This is a genomic window from Spiractinospora alimapuensis, assembly GCF_018437505.1.
Taxonomy (GTDB): Bacteria; Actinomycetota; Actinomycetes; order Streptosporangiales; family Streptosporangiaceae; genus Spiractinospora; species Spiractinospora alimapuensis.
In genome coordinates this window covers 4,675,621-4,696,648 of record NZ_CP072467.1, presented here as the reverse complement: position 1 = coordinate 4,696,648, position 21,028 = coordinate 4,675,621, and the positions used below count along the sequence as shown (strand labels likewise).

Annotated in this window: 21 protein-coding genes, 1 pseudogene and 1 CRISPR repeat array (1 of these 23 cut by a window edge); of the genes and pseudogenes, 9 read left to right on the top strand and 13 right to left on the bottom strand. The window is 68.8% G+C overall.

Features of this window, described 5'->3' with window-relative positions:
- Window positions 1-414: direct repeats of the CRISPR family, unit length 29 nt; unit sequence GCAAGCCCCGCACACGCGGGGATGGACCG (it extends 1,348 nt beyond the left edge of the window).
- 98 nt (window positions 415-512) lie between these two features.
- The 3 genes from J4H86_RS22070 to J4H86_RS22060 form a co-directional block, all read right to left on the bottom strand.
- Window positions 513-1,076: a dihydrofolate reductase family protein gene (locus J4H86_RS22070; RefSeq protein ID WP_236539959.1), complete on the bottom strand. Its 564-nt coding sequence runs from the start codon at window positions 1,074-1,076 to the stop codon at window positions 513-515.
- Between the two features lie 167 nt (window positions 1,077-1,243).
- Entirely contained in the window at window positions 1,244-1,744 is a 501-nt protein-coding gene (gene greA / locus J4H86_RS22065; protein WP_236539957.1) for a transcription elongation factor GreA, read from the bottom strand.
- Between the two features lie 264 nt (window positions 1,745-2,008).
- Window positions 2,009-2,422: a DUF4307 domain-containing protein gene (locus tag J4H86_RS22060; RefSeq protein ID WP_236539956.1), complete on the bottom strand. Its 414-nt coding sequence runs from the start codon at window positions 2,420-2,422 to the stop codon at window positions 2,009-2,011.
- A 132-nt stretch (window positions 2,423-2,554) separates the two neighbouring features.
- Between J4H86_RS22060 and mca the strand changes: the two are divergent.
- The 3 genes and pseudogenes from mca to J4H86_RS22045 all read left to right on the top strand — a co-directional run bounded on the left by mca (window position 2,555) and on the right by J4H86_RS22045 (window position 4,240).
- A pseudogene (mca, locus tag J4H86_RS22055) lies at window positions 2,555-3,441 on the top strand (mycothiol conjugate amidase Mca).
- A 4-nt stretch (window positions 3,442-3,445) separates the two neighbouring features.
- The gene (locus tag J4H86_RS22050) at window positions 3,446-3,616 is read left to right on the top strand and encodes a hypothetical protein (protein ID WP_236539954.1); all 171 of its coding nucleotides are present in this window, start codon (window positions 3,446-3,448) and stop codon (window positions 3,614-3,616) included.
- Window positions 3,617-3,688: 72 nt separating this feature from the next.
- Window positions 3,689-4,240 carry an RDD family protein gene (locus J4H86_RS22045; protein WP_236539952.1) on the top strand — a complete coding sequence of 184 codons (552 nt, stop codon included), beginning with the start codon at window positions 3,689-3,691 and terminating at the stop codon, window positions 4,238-4,240.
- Between the two features lie 191 nt (window positions 4,241-4,431).
- On the opposite strand, the gene J4H86_RS22040 is transcribed toward J4H86_RS22045, so the two are convergent.
- The 3 genes from J4H86_RS22040 to J4H86_RS22030 form a co-directional block, all read right to left on the bottom strand.
- Window positions 4,432-5,757: a hypothetical protein gene (locus J4H86_RS22040; RefSeq protein ID WP_236539950.1), complete on the bottom strand. Its 1,326-nt coding sequence runs from the start codon at window positions 5,755-5,757 to the stop codon at window positions 4,432-4,434.
- 162 nt (window positions 5,758-5,919) lie between these two features.
- Window positions 5,920-7,080 (bottom strand): FIST signal transduction protein, encoded by a 1,161-nt coding sequence (locus J4H86_RS22035; RefSeq protein ID WP_236539948.1) that lies wholly within the window; start codon window positions 7,078-7,080, stop codon window positions 5,920-5,922.
- Between the two features lie 105 nt (window positions 7,081-7,185).
- On the bottom strand, window positions 7,186-8,022 hold the full coding sequence (locus J4H86_RS22030) for a GntR family transcriptional regulator (RefSeq protein WP_236539946.1): 837 nt from the start codon (window positions 8,020-8,022) through the stop codon (window positions 7,186-7,188).
- Between the two features lie 175 nt (window positions 8,023-8,197).
- Between J4H86_RS22030 and J4H86_RS22025 the strand changes: the two genes are divergently transcribed.
- Complete coding sequence (locus tag J4H86_RS22025; RefSeq protein ID WP_236539944.1) at window positions 8,198-8,443, top strand: hypothetical protein; 246 nt, start codon at window positions 8,198-8,200, stop codon at window positions 8,441-8,443.
- A gap of 137 nt (window positions 8,444-8,580) precedes the next feature.
- On the opposite strand, the gene J4H86_RS22020 is transcribed toward J4H86_RS22025, so the two are convergent.
- The 3 genes from J4H86_RS22020 to J4H86_RS22010 all read right to left on the bottom strand — a co-directional run bounded on the left by J4H86_RS22020 (window position 8,581) and on the right by J4H86_RS22010 (window position 12,038).
- Window positions 8,581-9,726: a cystathionine gamma-synthase gene (locus tag J4H86_RS22020; protein ID WP_236539941.1), complete on the bottom strand. Its 1,146-nt coding sequence runs from the start codon at window positions 9,724-9,726 to the stop codon at window positions 8,581-8,583.
- A 251-nt stretch (window positions 9,727-9,977) separates the two neighbouring features.
- Window positions 9,978-10,607: an acyltransferase gene (locus tag J4H86_RS22015; protein ID WP_236539939.1), complete on the bottom strand. Its 630-nt coding sequence runs from the start codon at window positions 10,605-10,607 to the stop codon at window positions 9,978-9,980.
- Between the two features lie 63 nt (window positions 10,608-10,670).
- Window positions 10,671-12,038 (bottom strand): cystathionine beta-synthase, encoded by a 1,368-nt coding sequence (locus J4H86_RS22010; RefSeq protein ID WP_236539937.1) that lies wholly within the window; start codon window positions 12,036-12,038, stop codon window positions 10,671-10,673.
- Window positions 12,039-12,353: 315 nt separating this feature from the next.
- Between J4H86_RS22010 and J4H86_RS22005 the strand changes: the two genes are divergently transcribed.
- Both J4H86_RS22005 and J4H86_RS22000 read left to right on the top strand, forming a co-directional pair.
- Window positions 12,354-13,577 carry an acetyl-CoA C-acetyltransferase gene (locus J4H86_RS22005; RefSeq protein ID WP_236539935.1) on the top strand — a complete coding sequence of 408 codons (1,224 nt, stop codon included), beginning with the start codon at window positions 12,354-12,356 and terminating at the stop codon, window positions 13,575-13,577.
- A gap of 170 nt (window positions 13,578-13,747) precedes the next feature.
- Window positions 13,748-13,996 (top strand): DUF4287 domain-containing protein, encoded by a 249-nt coding sequence (locus tag J4H86_RS22000; RefSeq protein ID WP_236539934.1) that lies wholly within the window; start codon window positions 13,748-13,750, stop codon window positions 13,994-13,996.
- 198 nt (window positions 13,997-14,194) lie between these two features.
- Here the strand turns inward: J4H86_RS22000 and J4H86_RS21995 are convergent, their stop codons facing one another.
- The 3 genes from J4H86_RS21995 to J4H86_RS21985 all read right to left on the bottom strand — a co-directional run bounded on the left by J4H86_RS21995 (window position 14,195) and on the right by J4H86_RS21985 (window position 17,118).
- Complete coding sequence (locus J4H86_RS21995) at window positions 14,195-15,055, bottom strand: Bax inhibitor-1/YccA family protein (protein ID WP_236539932.1); 861 nt, start codon at window positions 15,053-15,055, stop codon at window positions 14,195-14,197.
- Between the two features lie 168 nt (window positions 15,056-15,223).
- Window positions 15,224-16,150 (bottom strand): proline dehydrogenase family protein, encoded by a 927-nt coding sequence (locus J4H86_RS21990; protein WP_236539931.1) that lies wholly within the window; start codon window positions 16,148-16,150, stop codon window positions 15,224-15,226.
- Between the two features lie 143 nt (window positions 16,151-16,293).
- The gene (locus tag J4H86_RS21985; RefSeq protein ID WP_236539930.1) at window positions 16,294-17,118 is read right to left on the bottom strand and encodes an SDR family NAD(P)-dependent oxidoreductase; all 825 of its coding nucleotides are present in this window, start codon (window positions 17,116-17,118) and stop codon (window positions 16,294-16,296) included.
- Between the two features lie 173 nt (window positions 17,119-17,291).
- Here J4H86_RS21985 and J4H86_RS21980 point away from each other — a divergent pair, with 173 nt between their 5' ends.
- The 3 genes from J4H86_RS21980 to J4H86_RS21970 are packed head-to-tail and all read left to right on the top strand — an operon-like array spanning window position 17,292 to window position 20,301.
- Window positions 17,292-18,308 (top strand): DctP family TRAP transporter solute-binding subunit, encoded by a 1,017-nt coding sequence (locus J4H86_RS21980; protein WP_236539929.1) that lies wholly within the window; start codon window positions 17,292-17,294, stop codon window positions 18,306-18,308.
- A gap of 5 nt (window positions 18,309-18,313) precedes the next feature.
- Window positions 18,314-18,820 carry a TRAP transporter small permease gene (locus tag J4H86_RS21975; RefSeq protein ID WP_236539927.1) on the top strand — a complete coding sequence of 169 codons (507 nt, stop codon included), beginning with the start codon at window positions 18,314-18,316 and terminating at the stop codon, window positions 18,818-18,820.
- A complete protein-coding gene (locus J4H86_RS21970; protein ID WP_236539926.1) occupies window positions 18,817-20,301 on the top strand; it encodes a TRAP transporter large permease in 1,485 nt (494 codons plus the stop codon). Before J4H86_RS21975 ends, J4H86_RS21970 begins: the two co-directional genes overlap by 4 nt.
- 96 nt (window positions 20,302-20,397) lie before the next feature.
- Here J4H86_RS21970 and J4H86_RS21965 read toward each other — a convergent pair whose 3' ends face one another.
- The gene (locus J4H86_RS21965) at window positions 20,398-20,877 is read right to left on the bottom strand and encodes a hypothetical protein (protein WP_236539925.1); all 480 of its coding nucleotides are present in this window, start codon (window positions 20,875-20,877) and stop codon (window positions 20,398-20,400) included.
- Between the last annotated feature and the right edge of the window lie 151 nt (window positions 20,878-21,028).

Genomic DNA, 21,028 nt, shown 5'->3' with positions numbered 1-21,028 from the left:
CCGTCCCGCGCGCGGCAAGCCCCGCACACGCGGGGATGGACCGGCGTGCGACGCGGATAACGCCCTCGTCAGCCGGGCAAGCCCCGCACACGCGGGGATGGACCTGTATGACGTACTCCTGATGAACGTCTCCGGGGGGCAAGCCCCGCACACGCGGGGATGGACCGCGACCGTAGGCGGCCGCCTGCTCATCGGTGAGGGCAAGCCCCGCACACGCGGGGATGGACCGCTTTGTCCGCCGCGTACGTCGACCCTGGCGCGGGCAAGCCCCGCACACGCGGGGATGGACCGGATGCCGGGCTACTGCCTTACGTGATCGGTGTCGCAAGCCCCGCACACGCGGGGATGGACCGGGGATAGCAGTTCGGTCGTGGATCTGGATGATGCAAGCCCCGCACACGCGGGGATGGACCGAGTGGTCGCTTGGGTGTGAACCGTCCAGGGGCCGAGGCGATGTGGTGAGCAGCGGCTCCTCCGCTGAGGAGCGTCTGATGGCCAGGGTGGGCCGCGCGTTATCCCGAGGTGAGGGGGTGGTAGCGAACGTTCACCACGGACGTGGGGTCGTCGGTGTCGCCGCGGGCGAGGCGGACGGGGGTTCCCCCGGGGTTGTCGAACAGGCGGATGCCGTCGCCGAGGAGGACGGGGGCGACGTGGAGGTCGATCTCGTCGATGAGGCCTCGGTGGAGGAGTTGACGGCCGATGGAGGCGGAGAGCACCTCGAGGTTCTTGCCGTCGGCGGCTTGGAGGCCGATTCGGACGGCGTCGGCGACGTCGCAATTCAGGAAGGTGACACCCTCGACGGGTTCCGCGTCCTCCGGATGCGTGGTGAGGACGAAGACCGGCCCCTTCCAGGCTCCACCGTAGATGGCGCCGACGTCCGGTGAGACGTCCCAGGCATCGCGTCCGCCGAGGATCGCCCCCGTCGACTGGGCGTACTCGTCCACCAGTCCCTCACGGTGGGTGAAGCCGGTCATCCATTCCATCGAATGGTCTGGTCCGGCCACGAACCCGTCCAGGGACATCGTGAAGTGCCACAGCACCTTCGCCGCGGGTTCCTGGCGACGTGTGTCCGCCATTGCGCCCCCTTCCGTCGGTGACTCTGGTAGGTGTACCCAGACACTGGCCTCGCGCACGGAACGCGCGGTGTGCGCCGTGGAGCGACGGAGGGGCCCGCCGGCCGGCGGGCCCCTCAACGTGTCACCTGGGGAGGCGGATCGAACGGCCCGCGGGTGCGTGCGTGCGGTCAGTCCCCGCCGTAGGGGACGGCCTCGATGATCTCGACACTGGCCTCGCCGCCGCGCGGCAGCGGGTAGCTGGCCGTCTCGCCGACGCGCTTGCCGTTGATCGCGGCGCCCAGCGGGGACTTGGGAGAGATGACGTCGATGGGGGCGCCACTCTCCTCGCGCGAGGCGAGGAGGTACACGGCTTCCTCGTCGTCGCCCTCGAAGCGGATGGTGACCGTCATGCCAGGGCTGACCGTTCCCGAACTCCGCGGCGCCTCGCCCACTCGCGCGTTGTTCAGGATCTGGCGCAGTTGCAGGATCCGCGCCTCGATCTTGCCCTGCTCCTCCTTGGCGGCGTGGTATCCACCGTTCTCGCGGAGGTCTCCCTCTTCGCGGGCGGCTTCGATGCGATCGGCGATCTCCGTGCGACCAGGCCCCGACAGGTGTTCCAGCTCCCCCTTGAGCCGGTCGTACGCCTCCTGGGTGAGCCAAGTGACGTTGTCATCGCGGGTCTCGGTCACGGGAACTCCCTTGGTGCGTCCTGGGCACCGCGTCGCCTTCTCGACGCGGTAGAACTTACGAGATTAGCACCGAGGCCACCACACGGAAGGGAGAGAAAACCCTGGTTTACAGGGGATTGCTCCGGGAAGACCCCTCTGTTTGTGTTGCCTTCGGTGTCGGTCGGACATGGATTGTGGGGTGCTACCCGACACGCGTCCGGTGAAACCGCGATGGCGTCACGGGAACCCACCGGAGGGCCGCCCGGGACGCCGGTTTCGGTCTGGTTAGGACTCGAGTTCGCGACAGGACGTGACCTCGGCAGCGGCGGCCTGTCGGGTGGTGCGCAGGGTGTGGGTGACGTCGCGCAGCCCGGAGTCCACCTGGACCTCGTCCTGACCGACCTCCACGTGGCGCTCGTCCAGGGCCCGGACCAGGCACGCGGCGTCGGTGGAGCTGTTCACCTGGAAGGTGATGGACACCGAGTCCTCGGAGGTCGCGTTCCAGGCGACCATCTGATGAGGAACGCCATACGCCCCACCGCCATAACTCACAGTCGCGATTCCCCATCCGCCGGCGGCGATCACGGTGACGACGCCGATGGCCAGCAGGGCGAAGAAAGGCAGCTCTCGCCGGCGCCGCCGCGGTTGGGGCGTCGCCTCGGGCAAGCCATCGTCAATGTTCTCGTCACTCGTCGCCATACGGGAATCTCCGATTCACGGACCGATGTTGTCTAAGATAGCCCTGGTTCGCGCGACCCCACATCCACCCCATCACTTGGCGGACGTCCGGACCTGGTGGAAGACCGAGTCAACGATCGCGAGGGACCTCCTGTGTCTGAGCGTCTGCGCCTGATGGCGATCCACGCACACCCCGACGACGAGTCCAGCAAGGGTGCCGCGACTATGGCCCGCTACGCGGCCGAGGGAGCGGAGGTGCTGGTGGCCACCCTGACCGGGGGCGAGCGTGGCTCTGTGCTGAATCCGGCGATGGACCGCCCCGAGGTCGTGGCCAACATGACCGAGATCCGCCGTGAGGAGATGGCGGAGGCTCGTCGCATCCTGGGCGTGGAGCAGGAGTTCCTGGGCTTCGTCGACTCCGGGCTGCCCGAGGGGGACCCGCTGCCGCCGCTGCCCGAGGGCTGCTTCGCGTGCAGCCGGTCGACACCGCGTCGGCGCCGCTGGTGGGGCTGATCCGCCGGTTCCGGCCACACGTGATCACCACCTATGACGAGGACGGTGGCTACCCGCACCCGGACCACGTGATGACGCACCGTGTCTCGGTCGAGGCGTTCGAGGCGGCCGGCGATCCGGAGCGTTACCCCGACCAGGGGGCGCCGTGGCAGCCGCTCAAGCTCTACTACCACGTCTCGTTCAGCAGCCCCCGGGTCGCGGCGATCAGTTCGGTGCTGGAGCGGCGCGGGCTGGAGAACCCCTTCGCGGAGTGGATCGCTCGGCAGAAGCAGCGCCAGGAGAGCCGCCGGCGTGAGTGGGAGATCACGACCAAGGTGGAGTGCGCGGACTACTTCGAGACCCGCGACCGGGCGCTGATCGCGCACGCGACCCAGGTCGACCCCAACGGGTTCTGGTTCGCGGTGCCGTTGGACATCCAGCGGGAGGCGTGGCCGACCGAGGACTACCACCTGGCTCGGTCACTGGTGGACACCGAGCTCCCAGAGACGGACCTGTTCGCAGGGGTACACAACGTGGTGAGAGCATAGAGGTATGCCACTCGTACTCGCCGACACGCTCGAGTTCTCCGACCGGGTCACCCCCGGCCTGTTGGGCTTTCTCGTCATCGCGGCGATCGCTGTCGCGCTGTACTTCATCATGAGGAGCATGCGCCGGCAGTTCGCGAAGATCGACTTCGAGGAGCAACAGGACGACCGGGCCTGAGCCCCCTGATCACCCCCTGGCCGAGACGACCACGCACGCGACGATTCGTGCGTGGTGGGATGGTTCGTCATAATGGCTGACGTGAGTCATGGCGCACCATACGGAGCGAACTACGGGGCGACGCCCCCACCGTGGCCTCCGGCAGGGGGCGGCGGCGGTTCCGCGTCGCCGCCGCTGGCCTCCCCCGGGCAGCGGATCGTGGCGCGAGCGCTCGACTACCTGATCGTCGGTATCGTCGGCGCCGTCTTCCTTTTCGTGATGCTCGTCGTGGTGTTCGGGGTGACGGGGTCGGACGACTTCGGGGACGGCGAGGACCTCGTCTGGTCCTTCTTCTTCTTTTTCGCCTGGGGCCTGTGGCTGTGCCTCTACGACTGGCTGTGTCTGATGGCCTGGGGTGCCACACCCGGCAAGGCCGTGGTGGGTATCAAGGTGGTCAGCGTCGACGGGCAGCGGCTGACCCAGCAACAGGGGCTGGGCCGGGCCGCCATGTTCGGCCTCCCGCAGTCCATCACGTGCTTGGGACACATCTTCGTGCTCATCGAGAGCATGGTGGGCTTCAGCGACACCTACGGCCAGTCCATCCACGACAAGGCCGCGAAGACCTACGTGGTGCGCAGCCGCTAGTGGGTGTCGTCGACTCCGGTAGAGCGGGTCGATGTGCGCCCCCACCGGTTGGATGTGGCGTAATCCCGGTGGCGGTGGCGAAGTCCTGATGGGGGAGCCAGCCCGTTCCGAGACCCGCCCGAGGGGCACGACCTGGCCGGGTACTCGCCGGTGGTCCGACGTAAGCGGCCCCCTGGACTCGTCACGGCGCCCTACTCACCGCAGACCGGCACGTCGCCTTCGGTCTGGACGAAGGTGGCCGGGATGAAGTCAGCGGCTCCCAGGCGGTACCACGCGTCGCTCGGCCCCTGAGGGCCGGACACCTCGCGGCCGTCGCTCTGGCACTCGATTTGGACGTGGGCGGCGTGGGCCGCTCGTCCGACATCGGGGTAGTCGGTCCCCGGGCCGCCACGCAGCACCACCGGGTCCCGCTCGCTCTCGGTCGCCACCCGCGCGGGGACGCCCTCCTGCGCCGTCCAGAGATAGTCCACGTCCACCCACGCGTTGGTGGGAAGCGCGAGTCCGGTGTCGAAAGCGCCGTCGGCGAGGTCGATCCCGGCCGGATTCGCCACCCGGCGACCGAACCCGTCGAGGCCGTCGTTGTGGCCGTCCTGGTAGGCGGCCTCGGCCTGGGGTCTGCCCTGCGGGAGGTCGGTCCAGGACTCGCGGGCCTCGTTCCAGTGGTCGTCGGTGATGTTCCACGGCCCGACGTCCCACACCGGCAGGTAGGCGCACCGGCGCGGCTCGTCTATGGTGCACACCCGCACCGTGTAGTCGCCGTCGCCGCGCTGGGCCAGGCCCCGGCGGGACGGGAGCGCCACGAAGTAGTCGTCCTTCCGGATGGTGTGCCCGTTGGCGGTCTGGTTTCCCACCAGACCGATGCGGGTCGCGAACAGGCGTGCCGAGAACGCGGGGTCGTCCCCCGCCTCAGGGGTGGGTTCCTGTTCTCCCCCGGTCTCGCGTCGTTCCCCGTTGCCGCCCGGGGAGTCGGTTTCCGGCGCTTCCGCGTCGTCGGGAACGCGGACCCGTACGGCGGTAACGCTCTCGTCGTCCCGCTCGGAGTCGGGACCGAGGCTGACGCGGACCTGGATCTCGCGGGAGGGTGTGGGGAGGTCCACGGTGGAGGGGCCGGCGCCGACGTCGTCGAGTTCACGCCACTCGCTCCAGGTCTCGATACCCGCGCTGGTGTCTCGGCCACGTACTTCGCCGAGGAGATCCCGCGGCCGAGCGGGTGAGGCGCTGGTATCGACGTCCACCTCGACCGTCGAGGAGACGCTGTCGAGCTCGGTGGCGGGGAAGGTGGCCAGGGCGCTCGCCCGCGCCGACTCCTCGTCCAGGGCCGCCCCCAGGAGATCGGCGCTCTCGGCGCGAAGGCCGTTGGCGTCCAGCTCGGCGTTCACCCTCTCCGCCGTGTCGAGGTCGAGTACGCGCCACTCCTGTGCGTACGCCGGGTGGTGGCCGGCCCCCGCGGTCCCGGCGACCATGGCCGCGGACACGCCCATCGCCACGGCGCCCCACATGCCCCACGTTGTGCGCACGGTCTCTCCCCCACTCACCCCGATTCGCACAACAAGTAATGACATAACTACGCAAAGAGACGTAGGCGACGCGCCGATGGACATCGCGGCGTCCCCACCGTGCCCGGCGGGAGGGGCCATCGCGGGCCGCGCGGACGAGCGGGGGCGAGCGGCCCGGTGGAGTCAGGAACCGAAGGTGAGCACGCAGGCGGTGAACCCGTGCATGTAGTTCCGGCCCGCGACGGGACCGATCTCGCCCGGGGCGAAGTAGCCCGCCACGGGGGTGATGCCCAGGTCGTGGCGAATCTGGCGCACGTCGTGGTCGGCGGTGGGGAACATGGACGCGCCCCGTCCGTTGCAGGTGAACAGCAGGGCGGCGTCGGAGCGCCCTTCGGTGTCGGTCTGGAACGCGTGCAGCTTCTTCGACAGGTCGCTCTCGGCGGTGGCGGAGTCGCGGACGTGGAACCGCACGGTCTGCCCGACTTCGACGACCTCGGCGATGACCAGTTCCCCGGTTTCGGGGTCGGCGTCGACGACGCCGCGGATCAGGAAGTCTCCGTAACCATGGCGTTCGGCGTACTCGTCCATGGCGATACCGATCTGCAGGCCACGTGAGGCGAGAGCGCGTTCGCCATCGGTGAGGGCGTCGACGATCTCCTCGAGTTTGGTGACCGCCGGAACTCCCGCGATCTCGGTGATCACGTTGCCCTCCGCACCGGTGACCGCGAGCGCGGGCCCGATCGGGGAGCATCCCTGGCTGACGGCCGCGCCGACGATCCCCTCCCCACCGAGGAGGACCCCCACGGCTCCGGCGTCCACGGACTCGCCCATGCTGAACAGCCGCATCGACTCCTCGCCGCGCAGCGTACCGGCGAGTCCACCCACGATCGGCAGGCCACCCAGGGACTCGCTGGAGTAGCGCAGGAACGGCGGGACGGGGAAGGCGTACGGGTTGGCCAGCAGGATCATCGCGGAGTCGGCGGGCGTTGGTTCGACCATCCCCACGACCGTCAGGTACTCGTCCTCGGGCTCGACTTCGAGGCGGACCGGGGTGAGAGTGGTGTCGGGCAGGCGGGCCGCCCACGCGCTGACGCCACCACGTCCCTCCACCGCTCGGCCCTGACCGACGATGCCGTTGGCCGTGCAGCCGATCGTGACGGCCCCGGGCGCCAACGCCATGGCCCGTTCCCCGGCCTGGGTGATCTCGTCGGCGTCCTCACCGCACACGAACACGCAGAGAAGGTCAGGCGCGCCGTCCAACGGTTCCAGCGCCTGCAGTACCGCGCGTTCGGCCGCGCCGACGAGATCGGTCCCCGTCGCGAGTCCATCCCCGAACCGGGCCACACTGCCCCCTCATCGACCGACACAACGTCCCATGCGACGTTAGTGCCCCGCCGGGGATGCCCGAACACGCCGGGTCGTCGACATCCGCGCTCCGTCCCCGGGCGGTCAGCGTTCGATGAGGTTCACGTCGGTGCCGAGCACGAGAACGCCCTCGTCCACGTCACCTTCGGCGTACATCAGGCGGTGCCGGTCGGCGGGCATGAGCGTCTCGGTGATGCGCACGGCGGTGTCGCCGGCGTAGGCGACCCGGGTCTGCACCAGCAGCGGAACACCGGAGGGGATCCCGAACGACGCCCGCTCGCGCGGTTCTGGCATGCGGGCGCCGACCAGGTCGTAGGACCACGTCTGGGCGTAGCCCAGCTCTCGCAGCACGGCGTGCGTTCCGCGCTCGATCTGCTCCGGGATCATGAGTTCGGTGTTGAGTGCGATGGAGGCCGGGTAGTAGGCGAGCTGCTGCTGCCACAACTCACCGTCGACCAGGCGGTCACACCGTCGTTCGACGATCTGCCGCTCGGCGAGTGGGAGGTTCTCGTCGATGTTGAGGCGGGAGGCGACCTCGCCCTGGGCGGTGAGGATCGCGATCGCGACCTTCTCCTGGATACGGTCGTAGCCGGCGAGTTTCATGGCGGGCTGGAACCCCTGGCGGAAGCGTTCGGAGTCGATCCCCCCGGACACCGACGTGGCCAGGTGCACGATGGGGCGGCTGTCGCGGACATAGGTCCCGCTGCCCTGCCGGATGATGACGAGACCCTCGTTCTCCAGGTCCTTCATCGCGTCCCGGACGGTGTTGCGCGACACGTCGTGTTGCGCGGCCAGATCCTCCTCCGTGGGCAGGCGATCGCCCGCGGGGTATCGACCGTCGTGAATGCGTTCCCGGACGTGGTCGGCCAGCCGATGGCGCTTACTCCGGGAATGGGGAACCGAACGTCGCCCCGAGTTCATGCCGACCAATTTACGCCACACCCTTGACCCACGGTTCGGACTCCCGGATTATGAGGAAAAGATTGGTATGAATCATATGAGTCCATAGAAAGGGATGATCTGCTTCACACCAATCATAAACCGGTTCAGCCTGCCGACACGATGACTGTCGGCCCGGGTTGTATGGAGGTGCCCCATGACCACCCTCCTGATCCTGCTTGGCCTGGTGTTCCTGGGAGTCGCGCTGGGATTCGTCGTGGCCGTCTCCCTGGGCATCCGAGGAGAGGATCGCACTGGTCGATACCGGTCACTGCGCAACAGGGAGCGCCTGGGCCCGCTGGCCCGGGTGGGCCGCCGACTCGTCGGACTGAGCATCCGCCCCGACGAGCGCGGATCCGGGACATCTCAGGACGACTCCCCGGACTCCCTGCTCGCGGTCTAGCCCCCTGGCTCACTGACCACGGGCGTCCCCCACGGGGCGCAAGGCGCCCCCCAACGGCAACGGCCCCCGGGTCCGTGTTCGCTACACGGACCCGGGGGCCGAATGTGTCGGGAGCGGCGTGGCCGGCGTCAGCCGGGTCAGGCGGTCTCCAGCGCCGCCTCGATGTCGGCGACCAGGTCGGAACCGGACTCGATCCCCACCGACAGGCGCACGAGGTCACTCGGCACTTCCAGGGGTGAACCGCTGGTGGAGGCGTGGGTCATCCGACCGGGGTGCTCGATCAGCGACTCCACACCGCCGAGCGACTCCGCCAACGTGAACAGGCGCGTCGCCGCGCAGACGCGCAGTGCCGCTTCCTCTCCCCCGGCGACGCGGAAGGAGACCATGCCACCGAAGCCCTTCATCTGCGCCTCGGCGATCTTGTGCCCGGGGTGCTCCGGAAGCCCCGGGTAGAGCACCTCGGTCACCTTCGGGTGGTGCGTGAGAGCCGCGACGACCTGTTCGGCGTTCGCGCAGTGCCGGTCCATCCGCACCGCCAGGGTCTTGATCCCACGCAGCGCGAGCCAGGAGTCGAACGGACCCGCCACGGCGCCCATGGTGTTCTGATGGAACGCGACCCGCTCCCCCAACTCCCGGTCACGGGTCACCAGCGCGCCGCTGACGACGTCGGAGTGACCGCCCAGGTACTTGGTGGTGGAGTGCACGACGACGTCGGCGCCCTCCACCAGTGGGCGCTGCAGGTACGGCGAGGCGAAGGTGTTGTCCACCACCAGCAACGCACCAGCGTCGTGGGCGACGTCGGCGAGCAGCGCGATGTCGGCGACGTTGAGCAGCGGGTTGGTGGGCGTCTCCACCCAGATCGCCACGGTCTCGGGCCGGACCGCCGCCCGCACCGCCTCCGGGTCCGCCAGCGGAACCGCGTCCCACTTCACGCCCCAGTTGCTCGACACCGTCGAGAACAGGCGGTAAGTCCCGCCGTAGGCGTCGTTCGGGATGATGACGTGGTCACCCGGCGACGCGATGGTGCGCAGCAAGGTGTCCTCGGCGGCCATCCCGGAAGCGAACGCGAGCCCACGGCTCCCGCCCTCGAGATCCGCGAGACACTCTTCCAGCGCGGCACGCGTGGGGTTGCCGGTGCGGCTGTACTCATACCCCCGCAAACCGCCCACACCATCCTGGGCGTACGTACTCACCTGATAGATGGGAACCACAACCGCCCCCGTCTGGGGGTCGGGCTCCTGCCCGGCGTGGATCGCGCGTGTCTCGAAACCGGTAAATGCCATGGCCAAAGACTAGGACGTGGACACGAGTGCGTCCGCCTCTCCACCGAAGCGGCGTGCCGGCACCCCGCCACGCCCTGTCCTCGCGACGCGAGCCTCGGGACCAGGGCACGCCGCCCGTGGCCGGCCAACCTCCGGCACGTGTGCGGGCAGGGAGGACCGCCGGCATCGACCGTGCCGGTGACCACCGAGACGCCGCGCCGAACAAGACGGGCGATGCGGCCCATCCGCTGGGGAGCCGGACGGTCGCGGCGCTACGTGTCCTCGGGGCTGGAATCTGGAGTCGTGCGGGGGCGGTTGGTCCAGCCGGATTCGGGGGTGTACCAGCGCACGATCTTGGCGGGGACCCCGGCGAGGACGCTGTGGTCCGGGTACTCGCCGGGCAGGACCACGCTGCCGGCGGCGACGACACAGTTCTGGCCGAGCCGGACGCCGGGGAGGACCACCGCGTTGGCGCCGATCCAGCAGCCTCGTCCGATACGCACCGGGTCGTTACGGGGGAACTGGAGCCCCACGGGGGTGGCGGGGTCGGTGTATCCGTGGTTCTGGTCGGTGACGTACACGTAGGGGCCGGTGAAGACGAAGTCCCCGATCTCGACGCGCTGGTGGGCCACGACGTGGCTTCCTCGGCCCACGGTGCAGCCGTCACCGATGCGGAGCACCGGCTCGGGACCGAGCTCCAGGTCGGGGAGGAGACCTGCGGTGATCGTGACCTCCGCCCCGATCACGGTATGGGATCCGAGCTCGATCCAGGGCTCCCCGAAGATCGTGGCGGGTGGGAACGCGATGGACGTCCCGGGGCCGAAGGCGGCGAACTTCCGTGCTCCCCTGCTGCCGTACCGGACACCGGCGCGGCGGCGCATCGTGGTCCAGAGGGCTGCCATTACCGAACTCAGCAAGGGTGTGGGTGCCTCTCTCGGAGAACGCCGTCCTTCGGCCGTGGTTGGTTACGCGGACATGTGCGCCAGGATGTCCTGGCGGGTCAGGATCCCGGCGGGCTTGCCGTCGCGGACCACGATCAAGGCGTCGGACTGCCCCAGCAGCTCCACGCAGCGGCTGACGGGCTCGCCGGAACCAACGATGGGGAGAGCGGGCCCCATGTGCCGCTGCAGGGGGTCCTGGAGGTCGGCGTTGCCCGTGAAAAGGCCGTCGAGCAGGTCGCGCTCGGCGACCGCGCCCACGACTTCGGCCGCCATCAACGGCGGCTCGGCCTTCACCACGGGAAGCTGGGACACCCCGTACTCACGCAGGATCCCGATCGCCGTGCCCACGGTCTCCTCGGGGTGCACGTGCACGATCTCGGGGAGTTCGTTGTGCTTGCCGTCGAGAACGGCGCCGGCCGTGGGTTCCCCGGTCTCCTCGGTGAGGAATCCGTAGTCGGCCATCCACTCGTCGTTGAAGATCTTGGCGAGGTAGCCGCGGCCACCGTCGGGCAGGAGCACCACGACGACGTCGTCGGGTCCCGCGGTCTCCGCGACACGCAGCGCCGCGACCACGGCCAGGCCGCACGACCCGCCGACCAGCAGCCCCTCCTCCTGGGCGAGCCGACGCGTCATCAGGAAGGAGTCCTTGTCACTGACCGCGATGATCTCATCGCAGATCGACGGATCGAAGGTCTCGGGCCAGATGTCCTCGCCCACACCCTCCACCATGTAGGGGCGCCCGCTGCCGCCCGAGTAGACCGAGCCCTCCGGGTCCGCGCCGACGATCCTGACGCGGCCGCCGGACACCTCCTTGAGGTACCGTCCCACACCGGTGATGGTGCCGCCGGTACCGATCCCGGCGACGAAGTGGGTGATCTGGCCCTCGGTCTGCCGCCAGATCTCCGGCCCGGTGGAGTCGAAGTGGGCACGTGGGTTGTTCTGGTTGGAGTACTGGTCCGGCTTCCACGCACCGGGGATCTCGGTGACGAGCCGGTCGGAGACCGAGTAGTAGGAGTCCGGGTGGTCGGGCGCGACGGTCGTGGGGCACACCACCACCTCAGCGCCGTAGGCGCGCAGGACGGAGAGCTTGTCGGCACCCACCTTGTCCGGGCACACGAACACACAGCGGTACCCGCGGGACTGGGCGACCAGCGCCAACCCCACACCGGTGTTCCCGGAGGTCGGCTCCACGATGGTGCCGCCGGGCCGCAACAGGCCCTCCTTCTCCGCGGCCTCGACCATCGGGAGCGCGATCCGGTCCTTCACCGAACCACCGGGGTTGAAATACTCCACTTTCGCCGCGACCGTGGCGGAGGCTCCGCGAGTGACTGTGGACAGTCGCACCAGTGGCGTGTCGCCGATCAACTCACTCATGGAGTTCTGTAGCCGCATTCGGACTCCCTCACCATCGCCGTTGGTCACCGGCGTCGATACCTTCGTCGTTCACCGTTGGGCCCATCATGCCGGCCCCGGATCCGGCCCGACCGCTCCACGCCCCGAGCGGGCCGGACGATCGCGCCGTCAGTGCTGTCTTACCCGATCAGGGGCGGTGCGGGGACGACCCAAGGCGACCCCAGAGCACGAGTTCAACCCTGTGACCTCGATACTGGATCGAAGTTGGATCGTCCGCGCGCTCCGTTGCCGATTACCCGCCGGTAGCCTATTCCAACGAAGATCCCCGCGCGGCCGGGAGAAAGGTTGACACTCATGCCCGAAGCCGTCGTTGTCGCTACCGCTCGGTCGCCGATCGGCCGCGCCGCGAAAGGGTCACTCAAGGACATTCGTCCCGACGATCTCACCCAGCAGATCGTGCGGAGCGCACTGGCCCAGGTCCCCCAGTTGGACCCCGCCGAGATCGACGACCTGATGCTGGGCTGTGGTCTGCCCGGTGGGGAGCAAGGCCACAACCTCGCTCGCGTCGTCGCGGTCCAGTTGGGCCTGGACGACGTTCCCGGCACCACGGTGACCAGGTACTGTTCCTCCTCCCTGCAGACCACGCGGATGGCCTTCCACGCGATCAAGGCGGGCGAGGGCGACGTGTTCGTCTCGGCGGGGGTCGAGGCGGTGAGCCGGCTGGCCAAGGGCAGCAGCGACGGTCTGCCCGACACCAAGAACCCCCTGTTCTCCGGCGCCCGCGAGCGGACCGAACGTCGCGCCGAGGGCGGTGCGGAGACCTGGCACGACCCGCGGCAGGACGGTGCGCTGCCGGACATCTACATCACCATGGGCCAGACCGCCGAGAACGTCGCCCAGCTTCGGGGCATCTCGCGCCAACGTCAGGACGAGTTCGCGGTGCTGTCGCAGAACCGCGCGGAGCGCTCCATCGACAACGGGTTCTGGGCCCGCGAGATCACTCCGGTGACTCTGCCCGACGGCACGGTGGTGGATTCCGACGACGGTCCGCGTCGCGGCACGACACTGGAGAAGGTGTCGTCGCTGGCCCCGGTGTTCCGGCCCGACGGGACCGTCACGGCCGGGAACTGCTGCCCGCTCAACGACGGGGCGGCAGCGCTTATCATCATGAGCGACCGTAAGGCGGCGGAGCTGGGAGTCACGCCGCTGGCGCGGATCGTCTCCACCGGGGTCAGTGCGCTCTCGCCGGAGATCATGGGCCTCGGCCCGGTGGCCGCCTCACAGCAGGCGTTGCGGCGCGCCAACATGAGTATCCGGGACATCGATCTGGTGGAGATCAATGAGGCGTTCGCGGCGCAGGTCCTGCCTTCGGCGGACGACCTCGGCATCGACATCGAGGGGCAGCTCAACGTCAACGGCGGTGCCGTGGCGGTGGGCCACCCGTTCGGTATGACCGGAGCGCGGATCACCACGACTCTGCTCAACGGGTTGGACTTCCACGACCACACCTTCGGCTTGGAAGCGATGTGTGTGGGAGGCGGACAGGGCATGGCGGCCGTTTTCGAGCGCCTGTCCTGACGCCATGGTGGTGGGCACTCTGGCGCCGTGCCCACCACCATCATCAACTTTCCCGCCCTCCAGGGGGACGCGCGGTAAAACCCCGGCAAAAAGCTGGCGTCCAGGTCTTGTCCAAAACGAGATCCTGTCGCAGTGTCGCTGATAGGTGCCGTTCATCTATGGAGGTGCACATGTCGCCAGCCCACTCGCCGGAGATCCACGCTCGGCTGCTCGCTCGTATTCCTGTAGTCACTGGCCAAGACCTCCACGAGTGGTTTGATCACCTCGAAAGTGGCCCCGCCCTGTCCCGCTGCTCGGAGCGAAGCACCTGGCTCGCCGACGAGCACGGGATCAGCAACGGCTACGCGCAGGCGATCGTGCATGAGTACGACCGCCGGCGTCGTAACAGGTCACCACTCGTACCGCGCCAGCGAGCCTGATCCACTGACCTCGAGAGTGCTGCCGGCCCGGAGTCGCTCTGGGCCGGCAGTCCTGAGGACCGCCTGAGCGCCCTCGAAACCTCTCTTGGCGACGCACGAGGAACGCACCCACGAGGAAGGCCCCGCCGCTCCTGCCCAGGAGCGGCGGGGCCTTCCTCATGTCGATCACGGGGACGCCCGAAAAGCGGGCGCCCGGTATCAGTCGCCGCTGAAGATCGCGTAGAGCATCCAGAGCAACCGGATGATCTCGATGTAGAGCCAGACCAGCGTCATGGTGAGACCGAACGCGCAGAACCAGGCGAACTTGTTCGGGACGCCGGAGGCGATGCCGTCCTCGATCATCTTGAAGTCCATCGCCAGCACCGCGCAGGCGAGGGCGATCATCAGCAGACCGAAGCCGACACCCAGCAGGCTCGGGGTGCGGATGCCCAGTCCGTCACCGCCGCCGAAGACGACCATGAGGAGGTTGACCACGACCAGCACACCGGCAGCCATCAGCGCGGCGATGGTGACCTTGGCGAAGGTCTGGGTCACCCGGACGATGCGCATCCGGTACAGCGCGAGCATCGCGCCGAACGCGGCCAGCGTTCCGACAACGGCCTGGACGACGAGCGTGCCCGCCTCCACCCCGGCCATCGCCTCGAACATGAAGCTGAGGCTCCCCAGGAAGAACCCTTCGAGGATGCCGTAGGTGATGATCAGCGCGGGGTTGGTCGACTGCTTGAAGGAGATGACCAGACCAAGCACGAGTCCGCCGAGCAGACCGCCCCACAGGAAGAGCGCGTTGGGGAAGAAGAAGCTCACCGCGGCGGCGGCGACAACGGCCAGCAGCACCATGCCGGTGCGCAGGACGACGTCGTCGATGCTCATCGGGCGGCTGTCCTCACTCGCGGGACCCGCCGCTCCGGGCTGCGCGTAGGCCGGGCCGCCGTACCCCTGCTGTTGGGGGTAGCCGGGCTGACCGTAGGGGCTTCCGTAAGGCCCGTACGACTGGTTTCCCGCTCCACGCCCCGGGGACATCACCCGGCTCAACGCCGGGTTGCTGCTCTGCATGCGCATAGTCAAGCCTTTCGGGGATTCGTGCTTACGCCGCTTTTAACGTACCTGGACCACGGATGGTTCCCGGGCAGGACATCGCCATACGACAGACGGAAGGACGCGTTCCGTGTGGCGATCGTCCCTTCGCTGGGGTGTGGACGGCGTCGGTGCGGCGTGCGCTAGCGGCGCTCAGCTCTGCCCCGCCAGGGAGCGGAGCAGGAGCGCGAGGTCAGCGGGCCGTTCGGCGACGCGGCGCATGGCGTATCCGTACCAGTCCACACCGTAGGGAACGTAGACGCGGACGCGGTTGCCCTCGGCGGCGAGGCGGCGCTGTTCGGCGTCGCGGATTCCGTACAGCATTTGGTACTCGAAGCCGTCCGATGTGCGACCGTTCCGGGTGGCGAGCCGGTCGGCGACCATGAGGAGCCGAGGGTCGTGGGTGGCGACCAGTGGCTCGCCGGCGCCTTCCATCAGGACGCGGAGACAGCGGACGTAGGACCGATCCACCTCGCGCCTGGATCGGAACGCCACACTGGCGGGTTCGTCGTAGGCGCCCTTACACAGGCGGACCCGCGAACCCGCGTGGGCGAGGTCTCGACAGTCGGCCTCGGTCCGGCGGAGTGCCGCCTGGAGGACCGCGCCAACCCACGGGAAGTCCTGACGGAGCTGGCCCACGATCGCGAGTGTGGAGTCCGTCGTGGTGTGGTCCTCCATGTCGACGGTGATGGTGGTTCCGGCGTTCGACGCGGCCCGGCACACCCGCCGGGCGTTCTCCAGAGCGACCTTCTCGCCATCGGCCTCCAGGAAGTGCCCGAGCGCCGAGAGCTTGACCGACACCTCCACGCGGTCGGCGAGCTCGGCGTCGGCGAGCGCCTCCAACAACCGGATGTACTCCAGCGCGGTCGCCTCCGCGCGTTCCGGGGATCGGACCTCCTCGCCGAGGTAGTCCATCGTGACGAGCCGGTCGCGGGTGATGGTGGCGACGACGGGGATCGCCTGGGACTGGCGCTCGCCGGCGACGAACCGGGCAACGAGGTTTCGGGTCGGCGGCACGCGTTCGATCACGCGCCGAATCACCGGAGAATGCCCCGCCGCGAGGAGGGGTTTACGGAGCACGGCAGTCCCCTTTCGTCGTGAGCGCCCCACGGCCGGTGGGGCCCTGCTCGGCATTCTTGTCCCACGCGCCGCGGTTTAACCATGACCGGAACCGGTGGAAGCCCCTGGGCCCGGCCGGCCCAGGGCGGGACGTGGACCGCTCCTCATCCGCTCCGCATGGCGAGACCGCCGTCGACGGGGAGGCAGACACCGTTGACGTAGGCGGCCTCGGGGGAGGCCAGGAAGAGCGCCGCGTGGGCCACGTGCCATGGGGTGCCCATCTGACCGGTGGGACTCATGGCGTTGCGCGCGGCGAGGAGTTCGTCGATGGAACCGGCCTGGGAGGCGAGCTGCTTGCGGACCAGCGGGGTGTCGATGAATCCGGGGGCGACCGCGTTGGCGCGGATGCCGCGGTCGGCGTAGGTCAGGGCGAGGGAGACCGTCACCTGGTTCACGGCCCCCTTACTGGCCATGTAGGCGGGAAACTCGTACCCGACGTGCCGGAGTCCCGCGATGGAGGACACGTTGACGAAGGCGCCACGCCCACGCTCCAGCATGGCCGGGAGGGTGAACTTGGCGGTCAGGAACACACTGTCGACGTTGAGCACGAAGGCGCGACGCCAGGCCTCGTAGCTCAGGTCGACCGGGTTCCCGATCACTGTCGCTCCCACGTTGTTGTGGACGACGTCTGCCGCCCCCACGGCGTCGGAGGCCCGCTCGACCGCCGCGGCGACTTGGCTCTCGTCGGTGACGTCCGCGGTCACGGCCACGGCGTCGCCGCCCTCGCGGCGGACGTGCTCGACCGTCCATCGTGCGGCGTCGGGGTCGACGTCGATGACGGCGATGGCGGCGCCCGCCCGGGCGTAGGTGACGGCGGCGGCCTCACCGTTGGTCACACCGTCCGGACCGCCTCCGCCGCCGAAGACGTAGGTGGTGAGGCCGGCGAGTCGGGCTGATTGTCCAGGCAGCGGATGATCACTAACACTCATCCCGCTATGATCAACGGGCACCCCACGAAGGGCAACTTGTCTCAATCGCGAAGAATGTCGGCTTATCCGCTGGCGTTTCGCGCGATGGATCTCCCACTACCAACGCGCCGTTCCCCTGAGCGGCGCCCTCGTGACGAGCCGGCCCTCGGGTTGGCGCCGAGAGGAGACCTGGGGTGCAGCGGAAGTTCTCGAAGCTCTGCACAGGGGTGGCCGCCGCGGCGACAGGCCTGTCACTCACGGCCTGCGGCACCGCGGGTGCGGCGTCTGACGACACCACCTATAGCTGGAAGATGACGATCACCGTGGGCGCCGCGTCCACCTGGTACGAGGCCGCCGAGCTGTTCGCCGAGACCCTGGAGCGAGAGTCGGACGGCCGGATGTCGGTGGACGTCTTCCCCAACGAGCAGCTCTCCGCCGGCAACCAGGCTGGTGGCGTCGAGCAGTTGATGAGTGGCGACAAGGACTTCACCTACAACTCCACCATCATCTACGCCGCCGTCGACCCCCGCTTCGGGGCGATCAACGCCCCGTTCCTCTACACCGACTACGACCAGGCCGACGCGGCCATCTCCGCCGGCGCGGAGGAGGCCTACCAGGAGCTGACCGCGGAGTTCGGCGTCCACATGCTCGGTTTCGGCGAGAGCGGGTTCCGACAGGTCACCAACAACGTGCGCCCCATCGAGGCTCCCGAGGACCTTGAGGGCATCAAGATCCGGATCCCCGAGATCGGCCTGCTGACCGACTTCTACCGGGGGAGCGGCGCGAACCCCTCCACCATGAACTTCGCCGAGGTCTTCACCTCACTGCAGCAGGGGACCATCGAGGGGCAGGAGAACCCGATGGACGTCATCGACAAGGCGGGAATGGCCGAGGTGCAGGCCTACCTGACGGTCTGGAACTACGTCTACGATCCCCTGATCCTCGGCGTGAACCAGGAACTGTTCGACTCCCTGGACCCCGCCGACCAGGACATCATCCAGGACGCCGCGGACGAGGCCAACGCCTACCAGATCCAGCTCAACCGGGACGCCGAGGAAGTCCAGCTCGAGGAACAGGCCGAACTCCTGGACACCACCGTGCTGGACGAAGCCCAGATGGCGGAGTTCCGGGAGGCGGTACAGCCCCTCTACGACGACTACGCCTCAGTGTGGGGCACCGACCTGATCGACGCCGTGACCCCCGAGGACTGAAACGCATGCCCTCCCGCATCCTCAGCACGGTCGAGAACCTCCTCGCGGCGATACCCTTCGCGGTCGTCGCCCTGGTGGCCTTCGTCAACGTGCTCAGCCGCTACTTTCTCAACGTCTCGCTCGCCTTCACCGGTGAGGTGACCGTCAACCTCGCCGTGTGGATGGTGATGATGGGCGCGGTCATCGGCCTCCGAGAAGGCGCCCACCTCGGCTTCGCGGTCCTGCACGAGCGGGCCCGGGGACACCTGCGCACGGCGATGACCGTGTTCATCACGGCCGCGATCCTCGCCTTCCTCGCCATCCTGCTGTACTTCGGCATGGAGATGGCCCTGCAGCAGGCCGAACGCGGCCGGGGGACTCCCTCGATGGAGATCCCGCAGTGGCTGTTCACCATCGCCCTGCCGATCGGCGCGCTGCTGGGCGGATACCGGGCCGTCGAGGCCGGGGTTCGCACCGCCAAAGCCCCGACCGCGGAGACAACGCCCCAGACCGACGCGGAGGTCGAGCGATGATCGAACTCATCCTGTTCGGGACGTTCGCCGTCCTGTTGTTCGTCGGCGTACCGGTGGCCTTCGCCCTGGGTCTGTCCGCCGCGGTCGCCCTCATCGCCGTCGGCGGCCTCGGCGACCTGTCCCTGGTGCCCAGCGTGTTCGTCGGCTCCGTCTCCTCCGAGACCCTGCTCGCGATCCCCTTCTTCATCCTCGCCGGCGTGATCATGGAGTACGCCGGGATCTCGCGGCGGCTCATCGACTTCGCCAACGCGTGCGTCGGCCACCGCAAGCACGGCCTGGCCATCGTGGTGATCATCGCGGCGTTCTTCTTCTCGGCGATCTCCGGCTCCGGCCCGGCGACCGTGGCGGCGATCGGCACCATCCTCATCCCGGCACTGATCCGGCACGGTTACCAGAAGCGGCACGCGACCTCGCTGGTCGCCAGCGCTGGATCGTTGGGCATCATCGTTCCGCCGAGCATCGTCTTCATCATCTTCGCCGTGGTGGTGAGCGACTACGCGGGTGTGTCCATCGTCCGCCTGTTCGTCGCCGGCATCGTCCCCGGCATCATGCTCGCGGTCGCGTTGATGGTCGCCTGCCTGTTCCTTCCCCGTGCGACGGCCACGGTCAGCGCGATGGTCAACGGCCGCCGGGCCGCCGCGCAAGACCCGGGGGACGGCGACGCCCGCGTCGAGGCCACCGTGGGCGCGGGCTCCAACGCCGAGGGCGGCACCGCCGGAACCGAGGCGGGCTCCGCGTTCGTCGGCACCGAATCCTCACCCGTCACGGACGCCGCCGACGCCGAGGTCGCCGCGGGTGTGGGGCGTCGAGCCTCCACGCGCGACCTCGCCTCCGCGTTCCTGCGCGCCCTGCCCGGCCTGCTGATGCCGGTGATCATCCTGGGCGGCATCTACGGCGGAGTCGTCACCCCCACCGAGTCCGCCGTGGTCGCCTGCGCCTACGCCATGCTCGTGGGACTGTTCCTGTATCGGGAGCTGAAGCTCTCCTCCCTCTACCGGATCTTCGTGACCGCGGCGGCGCAGTCCGCCGTGATCATGCTGATCGTCGGGTCGGCCTCGGTCTTCACCTATGTGGTGACGGTGAACCACATCGCCGCCCACCTGGCCGATCTGCTGCTCTCCTTCACCGAGAACCGCTTCCTGATCGTGCTGTTGGTGATGATCCTGCTCCTGATCATCGGCGCGTTCATCGACGCGGTCTCCGCCCTGTACCTGTTCGTGCCGATCGTGGCGCCGGTGCTGTTGGCGGTGGGCGTGGACGTCACCACCATCGGGGTGCTGATGACCGTGAACCTCGCCCTGGGGTTGGTGACCCCGCCGGTCGGAGTGAACCTGTTCGTCGCCGCGGGCATCGCGCGGGTCCCCCTGGTGGAGGTGATCCGCGGAACGGGGCCGTTCCTGCTGGCCGGGCTCGCGGTGTTGTTCCTGGTGGCCTACGTCCCCGAGTTCTCCAACTGGCTGCCGGACCTCCTCGGGTTCTAGGTGGTGGGGGACGTGACGTTGTGACGGCCCGAGACCGGGTGGCCGGGCGCGCCGACCACCCGGCCTTCCTTGTCGGCGGACCCTCGCGCGGGTGCTCTACGCGCGCGTCGTGGCCGCGGCGCGTACCAGCCCGATCGTGAGAAGAAGGAACGCGAGGGTGAACAGGACGAAGCCGGCGACGTGACCGGCCTCCCAGAGGAGACGTAGTGTCGCCCAGTCCGCGGGGGGCTGTCCGTCCTCCCCGAGGGGGAAGCGCAGGTTCACGGGGTAGATCACCGCGAAGAAGATGATGGTCGCGAGCCCCTCGGCGAGGAACGCGCCGGTGGTGAACCAGCGCAGGATGTCGTCGTGACGCGTGGCCAGGGCGACCAGGGCGGTGAGGACGACGGCGACGACACACACCGTGCCACTGACGACTCCGGACCAAAAGTACAGGGTTTGCTGCAGCCACCCGAACATCGCCGGCTCGTATCCCGACGTGGCCGGCAGCTTGAGGACGTGCGCGAGCTCCAGCCCCATCGTCCACGCGGTCGCCAGCAGGGCAGCGACGTACCCGTACCGCAACGCACGCCCCATCGGGTCCTCCCAGCTCCGGCGGCGCGCGTCGCGCACCCGCTCCGACTCGGCCCAACGGTCAGCAACGTACTGTTACCGGTTCCCGCCCCAAGGCGGCCAAAACCCGCCTGGTATTGCCGTGACCACGACAAACAGACGGGGCTCGACGGCG